This window comes from Pseudomonas sp. CFBP 8772, from assembly GCF_014841665.1.
Classification (GTDB): Bacteria; Pseudomonadota; Gammaproteobacteria; order Pseudomonadales; family Pseudomonadaceae; genus Aquipseudomonas; species Aquipseudomonas graminis_B.
Window position 1 is genome coordinate 333,628 of record NZ_JACYUI010000003.1, and the last position, 24,462, is coordinate 358,089.

Annotated in this window: 20 protein-coding genes and 2 pseudogenes; 19 read left to right on the forward strand and 3 right to left on the reverse strand. The window is 63.4% G+C overall.

All coding sequences use genetic code 11. The features are described 5' to 3' along the window. Positions 1-2: 2 nt before the first annotated feature. Together urtB and urtA are read right to left on the reverse strand one after the other, a co-directional pair. Positions 3-920: an urea ABC transporter permease subunit UrtB gene (gene urtB / locus IFT99_RS08335; protein ID WP_192131500.1), complete on the reverse strand. Its 918-nt coding sequence runs from the start codon at positions 918-920 to the stop codon at positions 3-5. Positions 921-1,080: 160 nt separating this feature from the next. Then, positions 1,081-2,325, reverse strand: coding sequence for an urea ABC transporter substrate-binding protein (gene urtA, locus IFT99_RS08340; RefSeq protein WP_192131502.1), 1,245 nt, complete (start codon positions 2,323-2,325; stop codon positions 1,081-1,083). A 260-nt stretch (positions 2,326-2,585) separates the two neighbouring features. Here urtA and IFT99_RS08345 point away from each other — a divergent pair, with 260 nt between their 5' ends. The 19 genes and pseudogenes from IFT99_RS08345 (at position 2,586) to IFT99_RS26730 (ending at position 23,193) form a co-directional block, all read left to right on the forward strand. Then, the gene (locus IFT99_RS08345; protein WP_192131503.1) at positions 2,586-5,987 is read left to right on the forward strand and encodes an ATP-binding protein; all 3,402 of its coding nucleotides are present in this window, start codon (positions 2,586-2,588) and stop codon (positions 5,985-5,987) included. Next, positions 5,962-6,633, forward strand: coding sequence for a response regulator (locus tag IFT99_RS08350; RefSeq protein WP_192131505.1), 672 nt, complete (start codon positions 5,962-5,964; stop codon positions 6,631-6,633). Before IFT99_RS08345 ends, IFT99_RS08350 begins: the two co-directional genes overlap by 26 nt. Positions 6,634-7,235: 602 nt before the next feature. Beyond that, positions 7,236-8,270 (forward strand): annotated as a pseudogene (locus IFT99_RS26715) (HAMP domain-containing protein); the annotation flags it as partial. 93 nt (positions 8,271-8,363) lie between these two features. Further along, on the forward strand, positions 8,364-9,128 hold the full coding sequence (locus IFT99_RS26720; protein ID WP_410930093.1) for a methyl-accepting chemotaxis protein: 765 nt from the start codon (positions 8,364-8,366) through the stop codon (positions 9,126-9,128). Between the two features lie 1,112 nt (positions 9,129-10,240). Beyond that, positions 10,241-11,074 carry a phosphonate ABC transporter ATP-binding protein gene (phnC, locus tag IFT99_RS08360; RefSeq protein ID WP_192131509.1) on the forward strand — a complete coding sequence of 278 codons (834 nt, stop codon included), beginning with the start codon at positions 10,241-10,243 and terminating at the stop codon, positions 11,072-11,074. Between the two features lie 73 nt (positions 11,075-11,147). Next, on the forward strand, positions 11,148-12,152 hold the full coding sequence (phnD, locus tag IFT99_RS08365) for a phosphonate ABC transporter substrate-binding protein (RefSeq protein ID WP_192131511.1): 1,005 nt from the start codon (positions 11,148-11,150) through the stop codon (positions 12,150-12,152). 90 nt (positions 12,153-12,242) lie between these two features. Beyond that, positions 12,243-13,031 carry a phosphonate ABC transporter, permease protein PhnE gene (phnE, locus tag IFT99_RS08370; protein ID WP_074887601.1) on the forward strand — a complete coding sequence of 263 codons (789 nt, stop codon included), beginning with the start codon at positions 12,243-12,245 and terminating at the stop codon, positions 13,029-13,031. A 96-nt stretch (positions 13,032-13,127) separates the two neighbouring features. Then, positions 13,128-13,865, forward strand: a complete 738-nt coding sequence (gene phnF / locus IFT99_RS08375; protein ID WP_192131513.1) for a phosphonate metabolism transcriptional regulator PhnF — start codon at positions 13,128-13,130, stop codon at positions 13,863-13,865. A 14-nt stretch (positions 13,866-13,879) separates the two neighbouring features. Beyond that, a complete protein-coding gene (gene phnG / locus IFT99_RS08380; RefSeq protein WP_192131515.1) occupies positions 13,880-14,362 on the forward strand; it encodes a phosphonate C-P lyase system protein PhnG in 483 nt (160 codons plus the stop codon). A gap of 26 nt (positions 14,363-14,388) precedes the next feature. Then, positions 14,389-15,036 carry a phosphonate C-P lyase system protein PhnH gene (phnH, locus tag IFT99_RS08385; protein WP_192131975.1) on the forward strand — a complete coding sequence of 216 codons (648 nt, stop codon included), beginning with the start codon at positions 14,389-14,391 and terminating at the stop codon, positions 15,034-15,036. Further along, positions 15,036-16,109, forward strand: a complete 1,074-nt coding sequence (locus tag IFT99_RS08390; RefSeq protein ID WP_192131517.1) for a carbon-phosphorus lyase complex subunit PhnI — start codon at positions 15,036-15,038, stop codon at positions 16,107-16,109. Before phnH ends, IFT99_RS08390 begins: the two co-directional genes overlap by 1 nt. After that, positions 16,106-16,993, forward strand: a complete 888-nt coding sequence (locus IFT99_RS08395; protein ID WP_192131519.1) for an alpha-D-ribose 1-methylphosphonate 5-phosphate C-P-lyase PhnJ — start codon at positions 16,106-16,108, stop codon at positions 16,991-16,993. Before IFT99_RS08390 ends, IFT99_RS08395 begins: the two co-directional genes overlap by 4 nt. Continuing rightward, a complete protein-coding gene (gene phnK / locus IFT99_RS08400) occupies positions 16,990-17,820 on the forward strand; it encodes a phosphonate C-P lyase system protein PhnK (protein ID WP_065991652.1) in 831 nt (276 codons plus the stop codon). The genes IFT99_RS08395 and phnK overlap by 4 nt, the downstream gene beginning before the upstream one ends. Positions 17,821-17,842: 22 nt before the next feature. Further along, positions 17,843-18,583, forward strand: a complete 741-nt coding sequence (gene phnL, locus IFT99_RS08405; RefSeq protein ID WP_192131520.1) for a phosphonate C-P lyase system protein PhnL — start codon at positions 17,843-17,845, stop codon at positions 18,581-18,583. After that, positions 18,577-19,740 carry an alpha-D-ribose 1-methylphosphonate 5-triphosphate diphosphatase gene (locus IFT99_RS08410; RefSeq protein ID WP_192131522.1) on the forward strand — a complete coding sequence of 388 codons (1,164 nt, stop codon included), beginning with the start codon at positions 18,577-18,579 and terminating at the stop codon, positions 19,738-19,740. Before phnL ends, IFT99_RS08410 begins: the two co-directional genes overlap by 7 nt. Continuing rightward, positions 19,740-20,306, forward strand: a complete 567-nt coding sequence (gene phnN, locus IFT99_RS08415) for a phosphonate metabolism protein/1,5-bisphosphokinase (PRPP-forming) PhnN (RefSeq protein ID WP_065991655.1) — start codon at positions 19,740-19,742, stop codon at positions 20,304-20,306. The genes IFT99_RS08410 and phnN overlap by 1 nt, the downstream gene beginning before the upstream one ends. Next, positions 20,297-21,046: a phosphonate metabolism protein PhnP gene (gene phnP / locus IFT99_RS08420; RefSeq protein ID WP_192131524.1), complete on the forward strand. Its 750-nt coding sequence runs from the start codon at positions 20,297-20,299 to the stop codon at positions 21,044-21,046. The genes phnN and phnP overlap by 10 nt, the downstream gene beginning before the upstream one ends. A gap of 230 nt (positions 21,047-21,276) precedes the next feature. Continuing rightward, a pseudogene (locus IFT99_RS26725) lies at positions 21,277-22,068 on the forward strand (cache domain-containing protein); the annotation flags it as partial. Positions 22,069-22,485: 417 nt separating this feature from the next. Beyond that, positions 22,486-23,193: a methyl-accepting chemotaxis protein gene (locus IFT99_RS26730; protein ID WP_446731127.1), complete on the forward strand. Its 708-nt coding sequence runs from the start codon at positions 22,486-22,488 to the stop codon at positions 23,191-23,193. Positions 23,194-23,422: 229 nt separating this feature from the next. On the opposite strand, the gene moaA is transcribed toward IFT99_RS26730, so the two are convergent. After that, complete coding sequence (gene moaA / locus IFT99_RS08430; RefSeq protein WP_065991658.1) at positions 23,423-24,421, reverse strand: GTP 3',8-cyclase MoaA; 999 nt, start codon at positions 24,419-24,421, stop codon at positions 23,423-23,425. Positions 24,422-24,462 lie beyond the last annotated feature (41 nt).

A 24,462-nucleotide genomic window follows, 5' to 3' on the forward strand; every position in this document is an offset into this window, starting at 1 on the left:
ACTTATTTACGGACCTTGCTGGCAAACAACCCCTGGGGGCGCATCAGCAGGATCAGGATCACCGCGGACAGGGTCAGGACCTTGGCCATCGAGCCACTCATGAAGAACTCCGACAGGGACTGGGTCTGGGCAATGGCGAACGCCGAGGCAATGGTGCCGAACAGGCTGGCCGCGCCGCCGAAAACCACCACCAGAAAGGTGTCGACGATGTATAGGGAACCTGCGGTGGGGCCGGTGGAACCGATGGTGGTGAACGCTGCGCCCGCGACCCCGGCAACGCCGCAGCCCAGGGCGAAAGTCATGCGGTCAACCTTGCGGGTGTTGATGCCCACCGCCCGGCTCATGATCCGGTTCTGCACCGTGGCGCGGACGTGCAGCCCCCAGCGGGTGCGGTACAGCATCAGAAAAATCCCGCCGGTCATCAGCACGGTCAGGCCCATGACGAACAGGCCGTTGCGCGGGATCTCGATGGCGTCGGTCAGGTTAACCGCGCCCATCAGCCATTCGGGCGGGTTGGCGCTGACTTCACGGGCACCGAAGATGGAGCGGAAGGCTTGTTGCATGACCAGGGACAGGCCCCAGGTCGCCAGCAGGGTGTCGAGCGGTCGGTGGTAGAGGCGACTGATCATCACCCACTCCACCACCCAGCCCACGGCACCGGCCACCACGAACGACAACGCGATGGCGAAGAAGAAATAGTACGGCTGCATCCACGGGCACCAAGTCTGCACCAGGGTCGACAGCAGATAAGTCGTGTAGGCGCCGATGGTGAGGAATTCACCGTGGGCCATGTTGATCACGCCCATCTGACCAAAGATGATCGCCAGCCCCAGGGCCATCAACAACAGCACGCAGAACACGGAAAGCCCGTTGAACCCCTGCATGGCCGCGATGGCACCAAATTCCGATAGCCATTCCATGGTGGTCCCTCCTCGGGAAGCTGTGTGGGTTTAGGATTGGGGGTCGGGACCAGCTGCAAGCTGTAAGCTTCAAGCGGCAAGTAAAAGCGAGAGCAACTGCAACGCACACCGCTTCCACTTGCCGCTTGCAGCTAACCGCTTACAGCTACCGCGCAGCGGCCTACTGATAGCCCTTCGGAAACGGATTCGGCTCGATCAGCTCCGACTCGTAAACCACTTTGAACTGGCCGTCCGCCTGGACTTCACCGATGCGGGTCTTGCTCCACAGGTGATGGTTTTCATGAATCTTCACGTAGCCTTCAGGCGCGGTGTTCAGCTCGATGCCCGGGGACGCCGCCACCACTTTGTCGACGTCGAAGCTGCCGGCTTTCTCGACCGCCGCTTTCCACAACCACGGGCCGAGGTAGGCGGCCTGGGTCACGTCGCCCATCACCGAATCCTTGCCGTACTTGGCCTTGAACGCCTCAACGAACGCCTTGTTGTTGGGGTTATCCAGGCTCTGGAAATACTTCATCGACGCGAAGAAGCCCTTCATGTTCTCGCCGCCAATGCCCAGCAGTTCGTCTTCGGTGACCGACAGGGTCAACAGCGTCTGCTTGGTGGAATCGACGCCTGCGGCTTTGAGCTGCTTGTAGAACGCCACGTTGGAGCCGCCCACGACCGCGGCGAAGACCACGTCGGGTTTCTTCAATTTGACTTTGTTGATCAGCGAGCCGAACTGGGTATTGCCCAGCGGGTAGTAGTCTTCGCCGACCACGGTGCCGTGGAGCACGTTTTCGATGTGCTTGCGGGCGATCTTCATCGAGGTGCGCGGCCAGATGTAATCCGAGCCGATCAGGTAAAAGGTCTTGGCGCCCTTGGTCTTGGCGATCCAGTCCAGGCTGGCCAGGATCTGCTGGGTGGCTTCTTGCCCGGTGTAAATCACGTTTTTCGACTGTTCCAGGCCTTCGTAGAAGGTCGGGTAGTACAACAGGCCGTTTTCTTTCTCGAACACCGGCAACACCGCTTTACGCGAGGCCGAGGTCCAGCAGCCGAACACCGTGGCCACCTTGTCGTTGATCAGCAGCTTGCGGGCTTTCTCGGCGAAGGTCGGCCAGTCGGACGCGCCGTCTTCCTGAATGATTTTGATCTGGCGGCCAAGAATGCCGCCCGACGCGTTGATCTGGTCGATGGCCAGGCGTTCGGCCTGGATCGAACCGGTCTCGGAGATCGCCATGGTGCCGGTGGCCGAGTGCAGCTGGCCGACGGTCACTTCGGTCGGCGTGACCGCCAGACCGGTGCTGTTGGCGTCGTCGGCCAGGGTCATCTGGCTGAACACGCTGGCGGCGATCAGCGAGAGGGCGGCCGCCCCCAATGCCAGGCGTCGGGGGAAAAAGCGCGTGGGGCCTGTCAGTCGTGAATCCATGTTCCCGCTCCTGTGCTGGTGATTCGCGGCGCCGGGTGAGGGGCCGTCGCGAGCTGCGAGCAAGGATGAGGCGGGCGCGGGAATCGGGGTATACGCAGCGTGACGTATGCGCGTACGTCATTTGACGTAGGGGCGGGAACGCCGGACCGGGGCATGATTGCGCCCGCGGCACAGAAGTTGCTGTTTGAACACAGGTCTCAGTTTCGCGCCAGCAAGGACGGTGAGTGGCGAATTCGCTCTTTCTCATCAGGAACCACTCAGTGCGCCCCTCCGGCTCTCAACGCATCATCAAGGTGCGCCGCGATTACAATCGTCTGGTCGCCGACGAGACCATGGAAGACTACGCGTTGCGTTTCACGCCCAAGTCCTTTCGCAAATGGTCGGAATTCCGCATCGCCAACACCGCTGTCGGGGCCGTGTCGTTCCTGGCACTGGAGGCCATTGGCGGGGCGCTGGTCATGAGCTACGGCTTCACCAACACCTTGTGGGCCATCATCGCCATGACGGTGGTGATCTTTCTCACCGGGCTGCCCATCAGCTACTACGCCGCGCGCTATGGCGTGGACATGGACCTGCTGACGCGAGGCGCCGGCTTCGGCTACATCGGCTCGACCATCACCTCGTTGATCTACGCCAGTTTCACCTTCCTGTTCTTCGCCCTGGAAGCGGCGATCATGGCCCTGGCGCTGGAGCTGTACACCCACATTCCGTTGGCGCTGGCGTACGTGATCTGCTCGATCATCGTCATCCCGCTGGTGGCCTACGGCATCACCCTGATCAGCCGCCTGCAGATGTGGTCGCAACCCTTGTGGCTGACGTTGCTGATCGTGCCGTACGTGTTCGTGATCTGGAAAAACCCCGACGCGCTGGCCGACCTCACCACCTTTGCCGGCCGGGAGGGCGAGGGCGGCACGTTCAATCTGCTGCTGTTCGGCGCCGCGTTCAGCGTGGCGTTGTCCCTGGTGACGCAGATCGGCGAGCAGGTGGACTACCTGCGCTTTCTGCCGGAAAAAACCCGCCGCAACCGCAAGCGCTGGTGGGCCGCGTTGCTGATGGCCGGGCCCGGCTGGGTCATCCCCGGCGGCCTGAAAATCATGGCCGGCGCCTTTCTTGCCTTTCTCGCCTTGCAACACCAAGTGCCCATCGAACGCGCGGCCGAGCCGACGCAGATGTACTTGGTGGCGTTCAACTACGTGTTTGCCTCCCCGGAATGGGCGCTGGCGGCCATGGTGCTGTTCGTGATCATTTCCCAGATCAAGATCAACATGACCAACGCCTACGCCGGGTCTCTGGCCTGGTCAAACTTCTTCGCCCGGGTCACCCACAGCCACCCGGGCCGGGTGGTCTGGCTGGTGTTCAACGTCGCTATCGCCCTGATTCTCATGGAGCTGGGCGTGTTCGACGCCATCGAGGAAGTGCTCGGCCTGTATGCCAACGTCGCCATCGCCTGGATCGGCGCGCTGGTGGCCGATCTGGTGATCAACAAACCCCTCGGCCTCTCGCCCAAGCACATCGAATTCAAGCGCGCGCACCTGTACGACATCAACCCGGTGGGCGTCGGTGCGATGTTTATTGCGTCACTGCTGTCGATGTGCGCCCATTTCGGTGCGCTGGGGGAGGTGGCCCGGGCTGCGCCGCCGCTGATTTCCCTGACCAGCGCCCTGATCGCGGCGCCGTTGATCGCCTGGCTGACCCAAGGCCGTTACTACATCGCCCGGGACAGCGACCCCGGTCTGCTGTTCCCCCTCGGCCGCCAGACCAGCCTGCGCTGTGGCGTGTGCAGCAACCGTTTCGAAACCCCGGACATGGCCTGGTGCCCGGCCTACGGTTCGCCCATCTGCTCGTTGTGCTGTTCCCTGGACGCCCGCTGCGGCGATCAATGCAAAACCCGCTCGCGGCTGTCGACCCAGTTCGAGGACCTGATCGCCCGCCTGCTGCCCCGCTTGCCACGCCAATACCTGCACACCCGGCTGGCGCAATACCTGGGCCTGCTCACCGTGTTGGTGCTGACCCTGACCGGGGCGCTGACGATGATTTACAGCCAGGTCTCACACGGCTTGATCGATCAATCGCCGCAGGTGCATCACACCCTGATGCTGGCGTTTCTCAAGGCTTTCCTGACCTTTTGCGTGTTCGCCGGCGTACTGGCCTGGTGGGTGGTGCTGACCCGGGAGAGCCGGCGCGTGGCCCTGGAAGAATCCGAGCGGCAGACGGCGTTGTTGATGCAGGAAATCGAGGCGCACCACAAAACCGATCAGGCGTTGCAGGAAGCCAAGGAAGCCTCCGAGGCCGCCAACGCCGCCAAGAGCCGCTATGTCACCGGGCTTTCCCACGAACTGCGCACACCGCTCAACAGCATTCTGGGTTTCACCCAGATCCTGCAACGGGACGTCGCCACACCTAGCAAACATCTGGATTCCCTGGCGACCATCATGCGCAGCAGTTCGCATTTGTTGTCGCTGATCGACGGCCTGCTGGACGTGGCCAAGATCGAAGCCGGCAAGCTGCGACTGGAGCCGACGGAAATCCTGTTCCAGGAGTTTCTCAGCGACCTGGAGAAAATGTTCGCCAGCCCGGCCCGGGAAAAAGGCCTGCACTTTCGCCTGGAGCTGATCGGGCGCATGCCGGAAGTGGTGCGCGGCGACGAGAAGCGGGTGCGGCAGATTCTGATCAACCTGCTGGGCAACGCGATCAACTTCACTGACAGCGGGGAAGTCTGCCTGCGGGTCAGTTACCGGCGCGAAACCGCGACCTTCGACATCATCGACACCGGAATCGGCATCGCGCCGGATCAGATCGAACGGATTTTTCAGCCGTTCGAACGGGGCGGGCTGGTACGCCAGGACAACGGTGTGGGCCTGGGGCTGACCATCACGCGGATGCTCACGGCGCTGATGGGCGGCGCCTTGTCCGTCAGCAGTCAGCCGGAGGAAGGCACGCGGTTTCAGGTGCGGCTGTTCCTGTCCGAAGTGCGGGTGCCCAAGGCGATCATCGACGTCAACCACGACGTCATCGGTTACGACGGTCAACGGCGGCTGATTCTGGTGGTGGACGATCACATCGAGCACCGCAAGGTTATCAGCGGCATGCTCATGCCCCTGGGTTTTGACGTCGTGCAGGCGGCCAACGGGCAAGAGGCGGTCAGGCAGGTCTCGCTGTTGCACCCGGACCTGATCCTGATGGACCTGTCCATGCCGGACATGGACGGATGGGCGACCAGCCGTATGATCCGCCGCAACGCGCTGTCCCTGGCGCCGATCATCGTGCTGTCGGCCAACGCCAATGCCTTCGCCGATGACAAGGAACGCAGCCTGCAGGTGTGCAATGACTACCTGGCCAAACCCCTGCATTTGCCGCAACTGCTGGACCGGATTCAGCACCATCTGCAACTGACCTGGCAGCGGCGTTTGCGCAGCGCCCCGTTGCTCGTGCAAACGCCGGTGGTGTTGCCGTCGCGCGAAGATCTGGAAGAACTGTATGAGCTGTGCGGCCTGGGCTATATCCGCGGCATCCAACAAAAACTCGACGCCATCGAGCGCGAGAACACCCACAGCACCGGTTTTGTCACCCGCCTGCGAGCCCTGGCGTCAGGTTTTCGCCTGGATGAACTCAGTCTTCAATTGAAGGATGCCCTTAATGGACGCCATGACCCGAGCCGCTGAAAACGGCGTCATTCTGATCGTCGATGACGTACCCGATAACCTGGCACTGCTGTCCGATGCCCTGGACGAGGCGGGGTACATGGTGCTGGTGGCGCTGGACGGACAGAGCGCGTTGACCCGCATCCAGCGTCGGCGTCCGGACCTGATCCTGCTGGACGCGATGATGCCCGGCCTGAACGGCTTCGACACCTGCCGCCAGATCAAGGCACAACCGGACACCGCCAACATCCCCGTGCTGTTCATGACCGCGCTGACCGACAGTGAGCACGTGGTGCAGGGTTTCGAGGCTGGTGCCATCGACTACGTCACCAAGCCGATCGAGTGCGCTGAAATGCTGGCCCGGGTCGCGTCGCATTTGCGCACCGCGCGCATCCTGCACACCGCCCGCACGGCGTCGCAGCCGGTGACGTTCGAAGACAAATCCGCCTACGGCAAACTGTCCCGCCGCTTCCAGCTCACCGACCGGGAAATCGAAGTGCTGCGCTGGGTGTCCTTCGGCAAAACCAACAAAGACATCGCCGACATCCTGCAACTGAGCCCGCGAACGGTGAACAAACACCTGGAACACATCTACATCAAACTGGGCGTCGAAACCCGCACCGCCGCCACCTCCGTGGCCATGGCGGCAATGACCGAGCGGGTGTGATCCCCGGGATACGAAGATCAAAAGCAGATCAAGAGCTTCCCGGCTGAAGCCGGTCCTACAGTCAGAGCCAATCCCACTGGCTGCACCCGGTCTCCTTGTGGGACCGGCTTTAGCCGGGAAGAGGCCGGTTTGAGCGCTGCCAATTCTGCGGTATTGATTAATGGGGACTTGATTAATGGGGACTGATTTATTTACAGGGATTAATGGGGACTGATTTATTTACAGCGCTTCACCGTAAATTAATCTGTCCCCGTGTCCCCGTGTCCCCGTGTCCCCGTGTCCCCGCGCGTCACAGGTCTCACTGACGGGATGAGGTGCTTGTGCAGGACCGGCTTCAGCCGGGAAGGCGCCAGGCTGCACACCCTCAATCTTTGGATCCAGCCACGCCATAAACGCCCCGCGTTTGGATAGAAGCTGAATCGCTTAACCCCTCAAATAACCACTCCCGATCTTCATTACTCACCGGCCCTAAATTCCCCGTCTTCCCAGCCGAAACATGTTCAGGCCGTGCCTTCTCGTTCTTGCAGCCCTCGTGCAAAGCGCAGCGCACCTATCGGCATCGCACTCTCGTCGCTGTCATCTCTGGTTATGGACACACGCATATGATCAAACGTCTGGGTTTCAGCAAAAAGATCCTGCTGGCCGCTGCACTCATCGTGGTAGTTGCCTTCTCGTGTTTCATTCTGGTGAACGACTTTCGCCAGCGCGAAACCCTGAAGAACAGCGTCGCCTCCGAACTTCAACAGATGGGCAGCCTGACCACGCAAAACATTCAAACCTGGCTCGACAGCCGCACGCAGTTGCTCAACTCCATGGCCCAGCAGATCGCGGTTGACGGTCCGGCGGTGAGCAGCCTGCAACGGGCGATCGGTCTGCCGGTTTACCCGGACAACTTTCAGCTCAGTTATTTCGGCAGCAAGGACGGCGTGATGTTTTCCGTGCCCACGGGCAACCGCCCCGCCGACTATGACCCCCGTGCCCGTGGCTGGTACAAGGCGGCCGATGCGGCGCAGGGCATCATCGTGACTGAGCCGTACATCGCCGCCTCGTCGGGCAAGCTGGTGGTGACACTGGCCACGCCGGTGCGCCAGCAAGGGCAGATGATCGGCGTCGCGGGCGCGGACATTTCCCTGGACGCCATCAGCAAGACCATCAACTCGCTGAACTTCGGCGGCCATGGTTATGCGTACATTGTCAGTGCCGACGGCAAGATTCTGATCCACCCGGACACCAAGCTGATCCTGAAGAATGTCAGCGAGGCCTACCCGAGCGGCGCACCGACCATCGCGCCGGGCGTGGCGGAAATCGAGTCCGGCGGCAAGGCGCAGATCATCTCGTTCACCAAGGTAGAAGGGCTGTCGTCGGCCAACTGGTACGTGGCCCTGGTGCTCGACCGCGACGCGGCCTACTCGATGCTCAGCGAATTCCGCTCGTCGGCGATTCTCGCCATGGTCATTGCCGTGGCGATCATCATGGTGCTGCTGGGGCTGTTGATCCGCGTGCTGATGCAGCCGTTGCACCAGATGGGCCGGGCGATGCAGGACATTGCCGACGGCGAGGGTGACCTGACCATGCGTCTGGCCATCGTGTCCCAGGATGAGTTCGGCGCGCTGGCGCAGTCGTTCAACCGTTTCGTGGAGCGTATTCACAGCTCGATCCGCGAAGTAGCGTCGACCGCCGGGCAACTGGGGGAAGTCGCGGCGCGCGTGGTCGGGGCCTCGAACTCGTCGATGGGCAATTCCGATCAGCAGACCAGCCGCACCAGCAGCGTGGCCGCGGCGATCAATCAGCTCGGCGCCGCCGCCCAGGAAATCGCCCAGAACGCCGCGCTGGCGTCGCAGCATTCCAGCGACGCCACGCAACTGGCCAGCGAAGGCCAGGGCGTTGTCAGTCAGACGATCAAGGCGATGAACCAGCTGTCCGAGAAGATCAGCGAGTCGTGTGCCAACATCGAGACGCTGAACAACAAGACCGCGAACATCGGGCAGATTCTGGAAGTGATCACCGGTATCTCTCAGCAGACCAACTTGCTGGCGCTCAACGCCGCCATCGAAGCGGCGCGGGCAGGGGAAGCGGGTCGTGGCTTTGCGGTGGTGGCGGACGAGGTGAGGAACCTGGCGCACCGCACCCAGGATTCGGCGCAGCAGGTGCAGGGGATGATTGAGGAATTGCAGGTGGGCGCGCGGGACGCGGTGATCAACATGACCGAGAGCCAGCGTCAGAGCGAGAACAGTGTGACGATCGCCAATCAGGCGGGCGAACGGCTCAATAGCGTGACCCGCCGGATCAGTGAGATCGATGGGATGAATCAGTCGGTGGCGACGGCGACCGAGGAGCAGACGGCGGTGGTCGAGGCGATCAACGTGGACATTACCGAGATCAATACGCTGAATCAGGAGGGGGTCGATAACCTGAAGTCCACTCTTGATGCTTGTGCGCACTTGGAGCATCAGACGGCGCGGTTGCAGCATTTGGTGGGGACTTTCAGGATCTAAACGCAAGATCAAGATCAAGATCAAGATCAAGATCAAGATCTAGAGCGACGGCCTAACGGCCTCTGTTTCGCCTTCGGCGAGTTACTTGGAAAAGCACCCCAAGTAACCAAGGGTGCTTGCTCCTGGCTTGGTTCCTCCTTCGTCGGAATACCCTCACTCCGACGACGCTCCGTGGGCCCGCGCCGAACGGACATCCATGTCCTGACGGCGCTCTCGCCGCATCCCTGCGGCTCGGCCCACTACGCGTCGTCTACGTTCAGCCTGCACCCAAGTCGCGATGGGCGTCGTCTGAACTATTTGTGTTTCAAGATCAAAAGCAGATCAAAGCACGCGTAGTAGGACCGGCTTTAGCCGGGAAGAGGGTAGTTCAGGCGCCAACATTTGATCGTTCCCTACGCTCCGCGTGGGAATGCATCCCCTGACGCTCCGCGTCACAGGTCTCACTGACGGGATGCGGTGATCTTGTGGGACCGGCTTCAGCCGGGAAGAGACCAGTCTCCAAACCCTCAATTCTGCAGCGCGCCATCCGACGCCTTCCCAGCTAAAACCAGTTCTACGGTCGAAATGCATTTCCATAGTGGGACCGGCTTCAGCCGGGAAGGGGCCAGTCTCCACACCCTGGATCTTGAGGCGTGACACCCGACGTCTTCCCGGCTAAAGCCAGTCCTACGGTCGAAGTGCATTTCCATAGTGGGACCGGCTTCAGCCGGGAAGAGGCCAGCCTTTTACACCCTCAATCCCGCAGCGCGCCATCCGACGCTTTGCCCGCTAACGCTGGTACTGCTAACCCCATAGCGTTGTGCCAACGGACCAACGGCACGAATTATTTGTTTCAGTCTTGGCATTGACCCCGCTGTCCTGCCTTCAACATCCGCGTAACTTGTCTAGCCCGCACGGCGGCTAGACCGCCGTTGCACGTCGACCTGTCCACGAGTCCCGCGAAATATCTCCCCTCAAACCGTCTCCGAAGTGCAATCCCACAGTCATCGTCGGTTCATGGAACTGCCACAGGCTGCCCCTAATGTCACTCGCACCGAACGCGGCCATGGACGGTCGTGCGGCTGATCATTCACTCCCGGCAGGACGCTGGAATCACAAAACCAGAGAAGCCCATGACCGCAGCCATCCACGTCGACCGCCTCAACAAGACCTTCGCCCGAAAGACCGCTTTGGTTGACCTTGCATTGTCTATACAACACGGGGAGATGGTCGCGCTGATCGGCGCGTCCGGGTCCGGTAAATCCACGCTGTTGCGTCACCTGGCCGGGCTGGCCTGTTGCGACCGCAGCAATGGCGGCAGCGTCCAGGTGCTGGGTCGTGAAGTGCAGGCCTCGGGACGGCTCAACGGCAAGGTGCGTCGCCTGCGCGCGGATATCGGCTACATCTTTCAGCAATTCAATCTGGTCAATCGCCTCAGCGTACTCGACAACGTCCTGCTCGGCTGCCTGGGTCGCATGCCGCGCTGGCGTGGAAGCCTCGGCCTGTTCAACGCCGAGGAGAAAGCCCGGGCCATGGCCAACCTTGACCGCGTCGGCCTTGCCGATCTGGCGCCGCAGCGGGCCTCGACCCTGTCCGGCGGCCAGCAGCAGCGGGTGGCCATTGCCCGCGCGCTGACCCAGCAGGCCGAAGTGATTCTTGCCGACGAACCCATTGCCTCCCTCGACCCCGAGTCCGCGCGCAAGGTCATGGAAATCCTCGCCGACATCAATCGCCGGGACGGCAAGACCGTCGTTGTCACCCTGCATCAGGTGGATTACGCCGTGCGCTATTGCCCGCGTGCCGTGGCACTCAAGGGCGGGCGCATTCACTTCGACGGCAACGGCGCCGAGCTCAACAGCCAGTTTCTCAACGACCTGTACGGCGCCGACGCTGACACCAGCCTGATGTTCGACGGCAGCGCGCGGAACACCGAACGACCGCCCCAACTGCTGATGGCCCGCGCCTGATTCAGTTGCGGCACTGACAAACCACATAAACCAGACAACACCCCAACAACCAACCCAGCTCCGGGAGTTCCCCATGTTGAACCGTATCGGGCGCGTCTTCGCGTCTGCCGCTGTCGTCGCCGGTTGCCTGATGGGCACTGCGCAGGCTGATGACAACGTCATCAACTTCGGCATCATGTCCACTGAGTCGTCGCAGAACCTGAAGAGCGTCTGGCAGCCGTTCCTCGACGACATGACGAAAAAGACCGGGCTTAAAGTCAACGCCACCTTCGCCTCCGACTACGCCGGCCTGATCCAGGGCATGCGCTTCAACAAGGTCGATGTGGCCTGGCTCGGCAACAAGGCGGCCATGGAAGCGGTGGACCGTTCCGGCGGCGAGATCTTTGCCCAGACCGCTGCTGCCAACGGTGCGCCCGGGTACTGGAGCGTGATCATTGCGCGCAAGGACAGCCCGATCAATTCGGTCGAGGACATGCTCAAGCACGCCAAGGAACTGACCTTCGGCAACGGTGACCCGAACTCCACCTCGGGCTATCTTGTGCCGGGCTACTACGTCTTCGCGCAGAACCACGTAGACGCTGCCACCGCCTTCAAACGCACGCTGAACTCCAGCCATGAAGTCAACGCCCTCAGCGTAGCCAAAGGGCAACTGGACGTCGCCACCTTCAACACCGAGAGCTGGGACCGTCTGGCAGTCACCCAGCCGGACAAGGCCGCCATGCTCAAGGTCATCTGGAAATCGCCGCTGATCCCCGCCGACCCGATGGTCTGGCGCAAGGGCCTGTCGGACGCGGACAAGAACAAGATCCGCGATTTCTTCGCCAACTACGGCGACACCGACGAAGAAAAGGCCGTGCTGAAGAACATGCAGATGGGCAAGTTCCTCAAGTCCTCGGACGACCAGTTGCTGACCATCCGCCAGCTCGAGCTGTTCAAGCAGAAGACCGAAACCACGGCCAGCACCACCCTCAGCGCCGAAGAGAAGGCCACCCGCCTGAAAGACATCGACGCCGGGCTGACCAAGCTGCAGGACCGTATTTCCGAGCTGGAAAAACAAGGCACCGCCAAGGCGGGTTGATGCACGGGGCGCGCCTGCCTGTGGGGACCAACCCCGTGCAGGCACGGCGCGCCAGTCATGACGCTTCATCCGTTCGCAACCGGACTTTTTATGACCACTCACGCTGCTTACATCGAAGCCGCCGGCAAGCGCAGCTGGCCGCAATACCTGGGCTGGGGCCTGTTCCTGGCGATGATGGCCTGGGCCTGGCACGGCGCGGAAATGAACCCGCTGGCGCTGTACCGCGACTCCGGCAACATGGCGACCTTCGCCGCCGACTTCTTCCCGCCTGACTTCCACGAATGGCGCGCGTACCTCAAGGAAATGATCGTCACGGTGCAGATCGCCCTGTGGGGCACGCTGCTGGCGATCGTCTGCTCGGTACCGCTGGGCATTCTCTGCGCCGACAACATCACGCCGTGGTGGATTCACCAGCCATTGCGCCGGGTCATGGATGCGTTCCGCTCGATCAACGAAATGGTCTTCGCCATGCTCTTCGTGGTCGCTGTCGGCCTGGGCCCGTTTGCCGGTGTTCTGGCGTTGTGGATCAGCACCACCGGCGTGCTCGCCAAGCTGTTCGCCGAAGCGGTGGAAGCGATTGATCCGGGCCCGGTCGAGGGCGTGCGCGCCACCGGCGCCAGTGCGTTGCAGGAAGTGATCTTCGGGGTCATCCCCCAAGTCATGCCGCTGTGGATTTCCTACGCGCTGTACCGATTCGAATCCAACGTGCGCTCGGCGACGGTGGTGGGGATGGTCGGTGCCGGCGGGATCGGCGTGATCCTCTGGGAAAACATCCGCGCCTTCCAGTTCACCCAGACCTGCTCGGTGCTGCTGGTGATCATCGTGGTGGTGAGCGTCATCGACATTTTCTCCCAGCGCCTGCGCAAGCAGTTCATCTAACGACCACGACAGGAGAGGGTGCGAACCCTTTTTTTAGCCATGCAGTTGTCTAGACAAACCGACACGATGAACCGCGGGTCATTGCCCCGTGAATCCATGACCCGTGAGCCCCTGCAGCGTGAACCCCTGCACCGTGAACCCCTGCACCGTGAACCCAGGTACCGCGAACTGGCGCAGACCCTGCGCAGTGAACTCGACCGCTACACCGCCGGCGAATACCTGCCCGCCGAAGTCCAGCTGGCCGCGCGCTTCGAGGTCAACCGCCACACCGTGCGCCGGGCCATCGACGAACTGGTGCGCGAAGGCAGCCTGCTGCGCCGACAGGGCAAAGGCACCCAAGTGCTGGGCCGTCCGCTGGTGTACCCGGTCGCCGCTGGCAGTGCCTACAGCGAATCCCTCGCCGCGCTTGGCCACGGCGTCGAAGCGGTGCTGCTGCAACGCCGGCGTTGCACCGCGACGATGGAGGAGGCCGCGCATCTGGGCCTCGAACCCCACGCGCCGCTGATCGAACTGCAAACCCTGCGCCGCCTCGACGGCCAGCCGGTCTGCCTGATTCGCCACCGTTACTGCGCCACCCGCGCGTCGTTGATCGCCGACTACGTCAGCGGCTCGGTGCGCCAGTTCCTCACCGAAAGGCAGTTGCCGTTGACCCGGACCTTCAGCCTGATCGGCGCGCGCCTGCCCAGTCGCGAAGAGGCCAGCGTGCTGCTGATGCCGCGCCACTTGCCGGCGCTGACGGTGCTGACCCTTTCCCACGATGCGCACGGAAACCCGGTGGAGATTGCCCATTCCACCAGCCGCTCCGACCGCTTCCAGTATCAGATCGTCACCTGATGGAGATGCCCTCGATGACTGCCACACCCGTTTCCTCCAACGCGGCCGACGCCCCGGCACCCGACCATGCCGCTCGCCAGCACTGGATCGGCGTGCTGTCGCGCAGCCGCCGCGCCGAACTGCAGGCCCACGAAGCCGCCCTGCGTGACGCCGACTACCAACTGATCCGCGCGCCGGAAATCGGCATGACCCTGGTGCGGGGCCGCATGGGCGGCAGCGGCGCGCCGTTCAACGTCGGCGAGATGACCGTGACCCGCTGTGTGGTGCGCCTGGCCGATGGCCGCACCGGCTTCAGCTACCTGGCGGGGCGCGACAAGGCCCACGCCGAGCTCGCCGCCCTGGCCGACGCCCATTTGCAGGGCGCGCAACAGGCCCACTGGATCAGCGACCTGATCGACCCGCTGGCCCGCGCGCAAGACCTGCGCCGGGCCCAACAACAAGCCGAAACCGCCGCGACCAAAGTGGACTTCTTCACCCTGGTCAGAGGAGAAAACTGATGAGCACCTCTCTCGCCACTCAATCCTTGCCCGCCTCGCTGTTGCAGCCGGCATTCACCGATCCGGTGCTGGATGCCCAGCGCAGTTTTCGCGCCGCGCTCAAGGCCCTGGCCGGCCCCGGTGTCGCCCAAAGCCTGCTCGCCACGCAAACCCCGCCGCACCTTGAAGGCCTTGCCGCGGCCAGCCACGCCCTGTGCCTGGCCTTGCTGGACATCGACACGCCGCTGTGGCTCGCGCCGAAGTTCGACACCCAGGCCATCCGCGCCAACCTGACCTTCCATTGTGGCTGCCCCATCGTCAGCGACCGGCAGAACGCCCGCTTCGCGCTGCTCGACGACAGCCAGTTGCACGACCTCAGCGGTTTCGACCTGGGCAACGATCGATACCCCGACCAGTCCTGCACGCTGCTGGTTCAGTTGCCGAGTCTGCAGGGCGGTACGCAACTGGCCTGGCGCGGGCCGGGGATCGAAAGCAAAAACCACGTCAGCCTGCCGTTGCAGGAGGCGTTCTGGCAGGAGCGCGAAGCGCGCAATGACTTCCCGCGCGGGATCGACGTGTTCTTCGTCGCCGGCAGCGAATTGCTCGGTTTGCCGCGCAGCACCCAAGTGCTGTTCAAGCCGCAGCCGTCCAGTCTGCAGCCGTCCAGCCCTCAACCGTCGACAGGAGCCGTCTGATGTACGTTGCCGTCAAGGGTGGCGAACAGGCCATCGACAATGCCCACAAACTGCTGGCGAAACGACGCCGGGGCGACACGTCCGTCGCCGAACTGGGCGTGGAACAAATCCGTCAGCAATTGCCTTTGGCCGTCGCCCGGGTGATGACCGAAGGCTCGCTGTACGACGCCGAACTCGCCGCGCTGGCGATCAAGCAATCGGCCGGCGATCTGGTCGAAGCGATCTTCCTGCTGCGCGCCTACCGCACCACGCTGACCCGCTTCAGCGCCAGTCTGCCCATCGACACCTCGGCCATGCAGCTCAACCGGCGTCTGTCGGCCACGTTCAAGGACGTTCCCGGCGGGCAACTACTGGGCCCGACCTTCGACTACACCCACCGCTTGCTGGATTTCACCTTGCTGGCCGAGGGCGCATTCCCTGGCCCTGAAGGGCAGGCCGACGCGGCCGTTCAGGATTGTCCGCGGGTGCTGGGGCTGCTCGCCAAAGAAGGCCTGATCAAGGAAGAACAGGACACCGGCGCGCCGGTCGCTGACATCACCCGCGAGCCGCTGGAGTACCCGGCCAGCCGTGCCGAACGCCTGCAAGCGCTGGCCCGCGGCGATGAAGGCTTTCTCTTGGCGCTGGGCTATTCGACCCAGCGCGGCTACGGCCGCAACCACCCGTTTGCCGGCGAGATTCGCGTCGGTGACGTGGAGGTGTGGATCGAGCCGGAAGAGCTGGGCTTCCCGATCTCCATTGGCGCCATCGAGGTGACCGAGTGCGAAATGGTCAACCAGTTCGTCGGTTCCGCCACCGAGCTGCCGCAATTCACTCGCGGCTATGGCCTGGCCTTCGGGCACGCTGAACGCAAAGCCATGGGCATGGCGCTGGTGGACCGCTCGTTGCGCGCCGGGGAATACAGCGAGGAAATCGTCTCGCCGGCCCAGCAGGAAGAATTCGTCCTTGCCCACTGCGACAACGTCGAAGCCGCCGGTTTCGTTTCGCACTTGAAACTGCCGCACTACGTGGACTTCCAGTCGGAACTGGAACTGATCCGCACACTGCGCACGCCCTCCAAGGAGCAGGCCCAATGAACGCCGCCACGCCGCCACGTCTTCAGCCACAGGCCCCCCGAGACGAGGCCTACAACTTCGCGTATCTGGATGAACAGACCAAACGCATGATCCGTCGCGGCCTGCTCAAAGCCGTGGCCATTCCCGGCTATCAAGTGCCCTTCGGTGGCCGTGAAATGCCGCTGCCTTACGGCTGGGGCACCGGCGGCATGCAGCTGACCGCCGCGATCCTCGGCGCCGAGGACGTGCTCAAAGTCATCGATCAGGGCGCCGACGACACCACCAACGCCGTGTCGATTCGCCGCTTTTTCGCCCGCACCGCCGGCGTCGCCACCACCGAGCGCACACCCGAGGCGACGATCATCCAGACCCGTCACCGCATCCCGGAAACGCCGCTGCACGCCGACCAGATCATGGTCTATCAGGTGCCGATTCCGGAGCCGTTGCGCTTTATCGAGCCGTCGGAGACCGAGACCCGCACCATGCACGCGCTGAACGACTACGGCGTCATGCACGTCAAGCTCTACGAAGACATCGCCACCTTCGGCCACATCGCCACGGCCTACGCCTACCCGGTGACCGTCGATGAACGCTACGTCATGGACCCGTCGCCGATCCCCAAATTCGACAACCCGAAACTCGACATGAGCCCGGCATTGATGCTGTTCGGCGCCGGTCGCGAAAAGCGTCTGTATGCGGTACCGCCGTTCACTCGCGTCACCAGCCTGGACTTCGAGGATCACCCCTTCGAGGTGCAGAAATGGGCGCACAACTGCGCCATCTGCGGCAGCCACGAGTCGTTCCTCGACGAGCTGATCCTCGACGATCAGGGCACCCAGAGCTTCGTCTGCTCGGACACCGACTACTGCGCGCAACGGGTCAGTCAGGGGAGGGCCGCGCAATGAATGCTGCTCAACAGATCGACCGTGATGCCGTCAGCGACCGCACCCAGCCACTGCTGAAAGTGCGCGGACTGACCAAGTTGTACGGTCCGGAGAAAGGCTGCCAGGACGTCAGTTTCGAGCTGTACCCCGGCGAGGTGCTGGGCATCGTCGGCGAATCCGGCTCCGGCAAGTCGACGCTGCTGTCGCTGCTCAGCGGCCGTTGCCCGCCCGACCGGGGCGTCATCGATTACCGCCTCGCCGACACCCATAAAAATGCCGGCCAATGGTTGGACCTGTACAGCGCCAGCGAGGCCGAGCGCCGCACACTGCTACGTACGGAATGGGGCTTCGTCGAGCAGAACCCTCGGGACGGCCTGCGCATGGGCGTTTCAGCCGGTGCCAATATCGGCGAGCGGCTGATGGCCCAGGGCGTGCGCAATTATCAGGCGCTGCGGGCGGCGGGGCTGGACTGGCTCAACCAGGTGGAGATCGACCCGGCGCGCATCGACGACTTGCCACGGACCTTTTCCGGCGGCATGCAGCAGCGCCTGCAAATCGCCCGAAATCTGGTGTCCGGCCCACGGTTGGTGTTCATGGACGAGCCCACCGGCGGCCTTGACGTGTCTGTGCAGGCGCGTTTGCTCGACCTGATGCGCGGGCTGGTGCGCGAGCTGGACCTGGCGGTGGTGATCGTCACCCACGACCTGGCCGTGGCCCGTTTGCTCGCCGATCGGCTGATGGTCATGCGCCGTTCCCACGTGGTGGAAACCGGCCTGACCGATCAGATCCTCGACGACCCGCAACATCCGTATTCGCAGCTGCTGGTGTCTTCGGTGCTGCAGCCATGATCCGACTTTCGGGATGCCTTCAATGAACACGCTGATCGAGGTCCGTGACCTCTCGAAAACCTTCACCCTGCACCAGCAGAACGGCGTGGTGCTCAACGTGCTGCGCGGCCTGAATTTCTCCGTCAGCGGCGGCGAGTGCCTGGTGCTCCACGGCCATTCCGGCGCGGGCAAAAGCACGCTGCTGCGCACCCTCTACGGCAACTACTTGCCGGCCGGTGGCAGCATTCGCGTGCAGCATCAGGGCGAGTGGCTGGAACTGGTCGGCGCTGCGCCCCGGGAGGTGCTGCAAGTGCGGCAGCAAACCCTCGGCTACGTCAGCCAGTTTCTGCGGGTTATTCCCCGCGTCGCCACCGTCGAGGTGGTCATGGAACCGGCGCTGGCCCGTGGCTGGAAGCGCGAAGACGCCCAGGCCCACGCCGAGCATCTGCTCGCCCGGCTGAACATTCCCCAGCGCCTCTGGCAACTGGCGCCGGGGACGTTTTCCGGCGGCGAACAGCAGCGCGTCAACATCGCCCGCGGCTTCATGGTGCCGTGGCCGGTGATGCTGCTGGACGAGCCGACCGCGTCGCTGGACGACGGCAACCGTCAGGTGGTCCTCGAATTGATCAATGAGGCGAAGAGCGCCGGTGCTGCGGTGATCGGCATCTTCCACGACCGTCTGGCCCGGGAAGCGGTGTCCGACCGTCATCTGGACATGACCCCGCCCGATCTTGACCCGCAAGCCTCAATGGCATCGAGCCCGAAGGAGACCGAACAATGCTGAACGAACAGATCCTTACCCACGCCAAGGTCGTCACCGCCGGGCGCGTCTTCAGCGGCACCGTGGTGCTGCGTGACGGGTTGATCAGCGAAGTCGATGACAGCATCAGCCAGCTGCCCCAGGCGCAGAAACTTAACGGTGATTACCTGCTGCCGGGGCTGGTCGAGCTGCACACCGACAACCTGGAAAAACACCTGAGCCCGCGCCCCGGTGTGGACTGGCCGTCAGCTTCGGCGGTCATGAGCCACGACGCGCAAATCATCGCGGCGGGCATCACCACGGTGTTCGACGCGCTGTCCATCGGCGACGTCAACCCCAAGGGCAAGCGCATGCAGCAACTGCCGGGCATGGTCGAGGCGATCGCCAAGGCCAACGCCGCCGACATGACCCGCGCCGAGCACCGCCTGCACCTGCGCTGCGAGGTCTGTCACCCGGACACCCTCAGCGTGTTCCGCGACCTGGTCGAGCAGCCCCTGGTGCAGCTGGTGTCGGTCATGGACCATTCGCCGGGCCAGCGCCAGTTCGCCCTGGAATCCAAGTACCGTGAGTACTACATGGGCAAATACCACCTGAGCAGCGAGCAGATGGACGCCTTCATCGTCGAGCAGGTCGCCAACTCGAAGACCTACAGCGACCGTTATCGCCGGGCGATTGTCGATATCTGCCTGGCACGCGGGCTGTCGGTGGCCAGTCACGACGACGCGACACTGGCCCACGTCGAGGAATCGGCGGCCTACGGCATGAGCATCGCCGAGTTCCCGACCACCCTTGAAGCGGCCCAGGGCTGCCGGCGTCTGGGCATGAGCGTGTTGATGGGCGCGCCGAACATCGTCCGTGGCGGCTCGCACTCGGGCAACATCGCGGCGGCGACATTGGCCGAAGAAGGGCTACTGGATATTCTCTCCAGCGATTACTATCCGGCCAGCCTGTTGCAGGCGGCGTTCACCTTGGGCGCCCAGTTGGATGCAGCGGACGACTCGACAGGCGCCGGGCTGGCCCGGGCGGTGACCACGGTCAGCCTGGCGCCGGCCCGTTCGGCGGGCTTGCAGGATCGCGGCGAGATCCGCGTCGGCCTGCGCGCGGACCTGATCCACGCCCGGGCTGTGGGCACACTGCCGATCATTCAACAAGTCTGGCGACAAGCGAAGAGGGTGTTCTGATGGCAGGCAGGTTGATCTATCTCATCGGGCCGTCGGGTTCGGGCAAGGACAGCCTGCTGGACGCGGCCCGGGAGGCATTGGCCGCGCGGGACTGCCGCATCGTGCGGCGGGTCATCACCCGCTCGGCAGAAGCCAAGGGCGAAGCGGCCCAGGCCGTCAGTGTCGAGCGTTTCGAGGCCCTGCAGGCCCAGGGCGCGTTTGCCTTGAGCTGGTTCGCCAACGGCCTGCATTACGGCATCCCCAACGAGATCGACCAATGGCTGGCCGACGGGCACGACGTCCTGGTCAACGGCTCGCGCGGCCATCTGCCCCACGCGCGGGCGCGTTATCCGTCGCTGTGGGTGGTGTTGCTGACCGTGGATCAATCGGTGCTGCGGGATCGATTGCTCAGTCGGGCGCGGGAATCGGCGGATGAGATCGAAACCCGACTGGCGCGCAATGCCCAGTTCGCTGACGATTTGCAGATGAGTGACCCGTCAATGATCGTGCTGGACAACTCCGGCGCGCTGGATCAAACCGTCGCCCGACTGTTGCAGCGACTGGAGCGAACCCCCGCATGCGCCTGACCCTGCTCGGCACGGGGGATGCGCGGCAAGTGCCGGTCTACGGCTGCGAATGCCCGGCCTGTCGCGTCGCCCACGCCGACCACCGCCTGCGCCGCCGGCCCTGTTGCGCTCTGGTGGCACTGGGCGAGCAACGCTGGCTGATCGACAGCGGTTTGCCCGACCTGACCGAACGCTTCCCGCCGCGCAGCCTCAGCGGCATCCTGCAAACCCATTACCACGCCGATCACGCCCAAGGCCTGCTGCACCTGCGCTGGGGCCAGGGCTTGGTGATTCCGGTGCACGGCCCGGTCGACCCGGAAGGATTATCGGACCTGTACAAGCACCCGGGCATTCTCGATTTCAGCCAGCCTTTCATGCCCTTCGAAAGCCGCGCGCTGGGCGACCTGCAAGTCACCGCACTGCCGCTGCTGCACTCCAAGCCGACGCTGGGTTATCTGCTGGAAGGCGGGGGACGGCGCATCGCCTACCTCACCGACACCGTCGGCTTGCCCCATGACACCCAGGCCTTTCTGCAGCGCGAGGCGCTCGACGTGCTGGTCCTCGACTGCTCCATGCCCCCTCAGCCGCAGACGCCGCGCAACCACAACGATGTGAACCTGGCGCTGCAGATCATCGACGCGCTCAAGCCCGAACAGGCCGTGCTGACCCATGTCGGGCATACGCTGGATGCGTGGCTGATGGAACATGCCGCAGAACTGCCTGACCACGTTAGGGTGGCGCGGGACGCCATGGAAGTCTGACCGGGGCGGGGAAGGCTGACGTTAGGCGAGTCATCCTATGACCTCCTGTCGCTCAGGTCGCTTAAACACCTGTCCGGCTTCAACTTTTGCCTGTCACGGCCGTTGCAAATGTAGCCCTACATTTCCTTCGGAGCTTGACCATGTCGTTGATTCCTCGCCGCATCGCTGGACGAATGACCCTAGGGATCCTGACATTGCTGGTGCTGACGGCGGTGGCGATTTACGCGGTCATGACCCTGGGCGGCAAACCCCAGCTGGTGGCTGCCGGCACCGAGTCGGCGGAGCAGTCAGCCAGCGCCATCACCCGTCAGCTGGCGTTACCGTTGAGCCGCATCGAAGGGACGGCGGCGGCCATGGCGCTGCTGGCAGAGACGTTGCCCCACGACGAAACCCTATACATGAGCAATTTCCCCGGCCTGATCGACAGCCAGGGGGATTCCGCCATTGCCGGTGGCGGCGTGTGGCCGGAGCCCAACGCCTTTGCGGCAGGCACCGAGCGTCGCAGTTTTTTCTGGGCACGGGACAGCGGCAATCGGCTGGAATTTTCGGACGAATACAACCAGGCCAAAACGCCGCCTTATCAGGCTGAGTCCTGGTACACCGGGGCCAAGTCCTCACCGGCAGGGCGTTGCGTCTGGTCCGATGCGTATCAGGACCCGGTCAGCGGCGTGGCAATGACCACCTGCAGCGTGCCTTACCGGGCCCAGGGCGCGTTCGCCGGTGTCGCGACCATCGACCTGAAGCTGGACGGTCTGGCGGCGTTCCTTAAAGACAAAGGCGGCGTCACCGACGGCTACGCTTTCGCGGTCGATCCGTCAGGGAATCTGCTGTATTTCCCCGATGCGAAGGGCACCAAGGGCCTGTTGACCATTACCGGATTGAGCCAGGAGCAAACCTGGTTCAAGCCGGTGGCTGATCAGCTTGCGAGCAACACTTCGGCCCTCTCGACCCTGAGGATTGAGCACGACGGTCGGCTCAACGGCCCGGCCTACGTCACCCTGGCGACCATGGCCGGCACAGGCTGGCGCATTGGGCTTGTGACCCCGGAAGCCCGGGTTGTCGGCCTGGCCAACCGCCTCACCGGACAGATTCTGTTGTTCCTGTTGCCGCTTTTGGGCGTGCTGCTGGGTCTGGCCTGGCTGGCCGGCAAGCGGCTGCTGGCGCAACTGGAGGAAACCACTGCTCAGATCTCAAGCCTGGGCCAAGGCGGTCAGACTGACACTCAACTGGCGATTTTGCGCGCCGACGAGATCGGCGCGTTGCGTGAGTCGGTCAACCGCTATGCCGGTTCCCTGCGCGACATGCTGCACCGCATCGCCGAGGAATCGGTGTCTCTGGAGCACCAGGCCAACGAGCTGGCGCAGCTGTCCCAAGGCGTCGCCGAACGGGCCGAATCCCAGCGTCAGGACAATACGCTGCTGGCCACCGCGATCACCGAGATGTCGGCCAGTGCCAATGAAGTCGCCCAGAACACCACAGACTGCTCCGACACCGCACGCCGTTCCCTGGGCGATGCGCAGAAGAGCCAGGATCAGGTCAACAGCAACAGTCAGTCCATCGAAGTCCTGGCGACGGACATTGCCGGGGCGGCGGGCGCCATTACCCAGCTGGGCGATGACATCGAGCGCGTGGGCAGTGTGCTGGAGGTGATCAAGTCGATCTCCCAGCAGACCAACCTGCTGGCCCTGAACGCCGCCATTGAAGCGGCGCGGGCAGGGGAGCAGGGGCGTGGTTTTGCGGTGGTGGCTGATGAGGTGCGCACCCTCGCCGGGCGAACCCAGGCGTCGGCGAACGAGATTCAGGAGATGATCTCGCAACTGCGTCAGGCCTCCAGTGCGGCGGTCTCGACGATGCAAAACGGTGCCACGCGCACCCGCGAGTCGGTGCAGCAGGCGGTCAACGTCGCCGCCACGCTGGGCACGACCGTCTTCAGCTTCGACGACATCGTTCAGCGCGCCCATCAGATCGCCGTGGCCGCCCAGGAGCAAAGCCACGTCACCCACGAAATCAACGAACTGGCCGTGCGCATTCACGCCTCCAGCGAACAAGGCGCGCGGGACGCTGGCACCCTGCGCGAACTGGGCAAAGGCATGCAGTCGATCTCCGGTCGCCTGGGTGCACTGAGCCGCGGTGGCCGGGAGGGGTAAGGCACTTTGCGCGCTGTCCAGGCGGGGCGTGAGCACGATTAAATCTTCGGCGTCTGAAACGCCGTCTTCGTGAGCAAGCTCACTCCCACATGGGTTGTGTTGGCAAGAAATCGAGGGTGGTCAAGCCGACCTCTTCCCGGCTGAAGCCGGTCCTACTAAAGACACCGCGTGCCTGTAGGACCAGCTGAAGCCGGTCCCACTAAAAAAACCGCGTGCCGTAGGACCGGCTTCAGCCGCCGGTCATGTTCATGAAGCGCACCACCTGGACGTCATCGTTGAGCTCGAAGTTGTGCTTCCACGGCTTCAACTGCATGGCGTTGACGATGGCTTTTTCGAGCTTGTCCGGTTGACCCGGATTGGCCCGGAGCACGGCTTTCAGGTCGGCGGAATGCTCGTTACCCAGGCACAGCAACAGACGACCTTCCACCGTGACCCGAACCCGGTTGCAGGTCGCGCAGAAGTTATGGCTGTGGGGCGAGATGAAGCCGATGCGGATGTGCGGCGCCTCGGCCACCCGCCAGTAGCGCGAGGGGCCGGACGTGGACTCGGTGGAATGCACCAGGGTGTAGCGCTCGGCGATGCGTTCGCGCACCTGCTCGCTGGAGTAGAACGACTCGGCGCGGCTGTGCTCGCTGATGGTCCCGAGGGGCATCTCTTCGATAAACGTGATGTCGACGCCACGATCAATGGCGAAGGCCACCAGATCATTGATCTCGTGGTCGTTGCGGCCCTGCATCACCACGCAGTTGAGCTTGGTGCGCTCGAAACCGGCCGCGTTGGCGGCGTCGATCCCGGCGATGACCTTGCTCAGGTCACCGGTGCGGGTCAGTTCCTTGAAGCGCGCCGGGTCAAGGCTGTCGAGGCTGATGTTGAGGCGCTTGAGGCCGGCTTCGAACAGCGGCACGGCGAGTTTGTCGAGCTGCGAGCCGTTGGTGGTCATGCACAGTTCGCGCAGGCCGGGCAGGGCGGCGATGCTGCGAACCAGCCCAACGATGCCGGAGCGCACCAGTGGCTCACCGCCGGTCAGACGAATCTTCTTTGTGCCCAGCGCGACGAAGCGCTCGGCCAGTTGATGGATTTCTTCGAGGGAGAGAATCTGCTGACGGGGGAGGAACGTCATGTCCTCGGCCATGCAATACACGCAGCGGAAATCGCAGCGATCCGTCACCGACATGCGGACGTAATCGACCTTGCGTGAATAGCTGTCCATCAGGACTCGATCTGACATTGATTACTCTCGACAACGTGACGCGTGGCAGAAACAGGGTG

Bases quoted from the DNA above. Each gene is read 5' to 3' on its own strand.
- urtB (WP_192131500.1), bottom strand. From the start codon at position 920: ATGGAATGGCTATCGGAATTTGGTGCCATCGCGGCCATGCAGGGGTTC.
- IFT99_RS08395 (WP_192131519.1), top strand. From the start codon at position 16,106: ATGAACGCCGCCACGCCGCCACGTCTTCAGCCACAGGCCCCCCGAGAC.
- phnN (WP_065991655.1), top strand. From the start codon at position 19,740: ATGGCAGGCAGGTTGATCTATCTCATCGGGCCGTCGGGTTCGGGCAAG.
- IFT99_RS08410 (WP_192131522.1), top strand. From the start codon at position 18,577: ATGCTGAACGAACAGATCCTTACCCACGCCAAGGTCGTCACCGCCGGG.
- urtA (WP_192131502.1), bottom strand. From the start codon at position 2,325: ATGGATTCACGACTGACAGGCCCCACGCGCTTTTTCCCCCGACGCCTG.
- phnE (WP_074887601.1), top strand. From the start codon at position 12,243: ATGACCACTCACGCTGCTTACATCGAAGCCGCCGGCAAGCGCAGCTGG.
- IFT99_RS26720 (WP_410930093.1), top strand. From the start codon at position 8,364: ATGGGCAATTCCGATCAGCAGACCAGCCGCACCAGCAGCGTGGCCGCG.
- phnD (WP_192131511.1), top strand. From the start codon at position 11,148: ATGTTGAACCGTATCGGGCGCGTCTTCGCGTCTGCCGCTGTCGTCGCC.
- IFT99_RS26730 (WP_446731127.1), top strand. From the start codon at position 22,486: ATGTCGGCCAGTGCCAATGAAGTCGCCCAGAACACCACAGACTGCTCC.
- phnK (WP_065991652.1), top strand. From the start codon at position 16,990: ATGAATGCTGCTCAACAGATCGACCGTGATGCCGTCAGCGACCGCACC.
- moaA (WP_065991658.1), bottom strand. From the start codon at position 24,421: ATGTCAGATCGAGTCCTGATGGACAGCTATTCACGCAAGGTCGATTAC.
- phnL (WP_192131520.1), top strand. From the start codon at position 17,843: ATGAACACGCTGATCGAGGTCCGTGACCTCTCGAAAACCTTCACCCTG.
- IFT99_RS08350 (WP_192131505.1), top strand. From the start codon at position 5,962: ATGGACGCCATGACCCGAGCCGCTGAAAACGGCGTCATTCTGATCGTC.
- phnF (WP_192131513.1), top strand. From the start codon at position 13,128: ATGACCCGTGAGCCCCTGCAGCGTGAACCCCTGCACCGTGAACCCCTG.
- IFT99_RS08390 (WP_192131517.1), top strand. From the start codon at position 15,036: ATGTACGTTGCCGTCAAGGGTGGCGAACAGGCCATCGACAATGCCCAC.
- phnP (WP_192131524.1), top strand. From the start codon at position 20,297: ATGCGCCTGACCCTGCTCGGCACGGGGGATGCGCGGCAAGTGCCGGTC.
- phnG (WP_192131515.1), top strand. From the start codon at position 13,880: ATGACTGCCACACCCGTTTCCTCCAACGCGGCCGACGCCCCGGCACCC.
- phnC (WP_192131509.1), top strand. From the start codon at position 10,241: ATGACCGCAGCCATCCACGTCGACCGCCTCAACAAGACCTTCGCCCGA.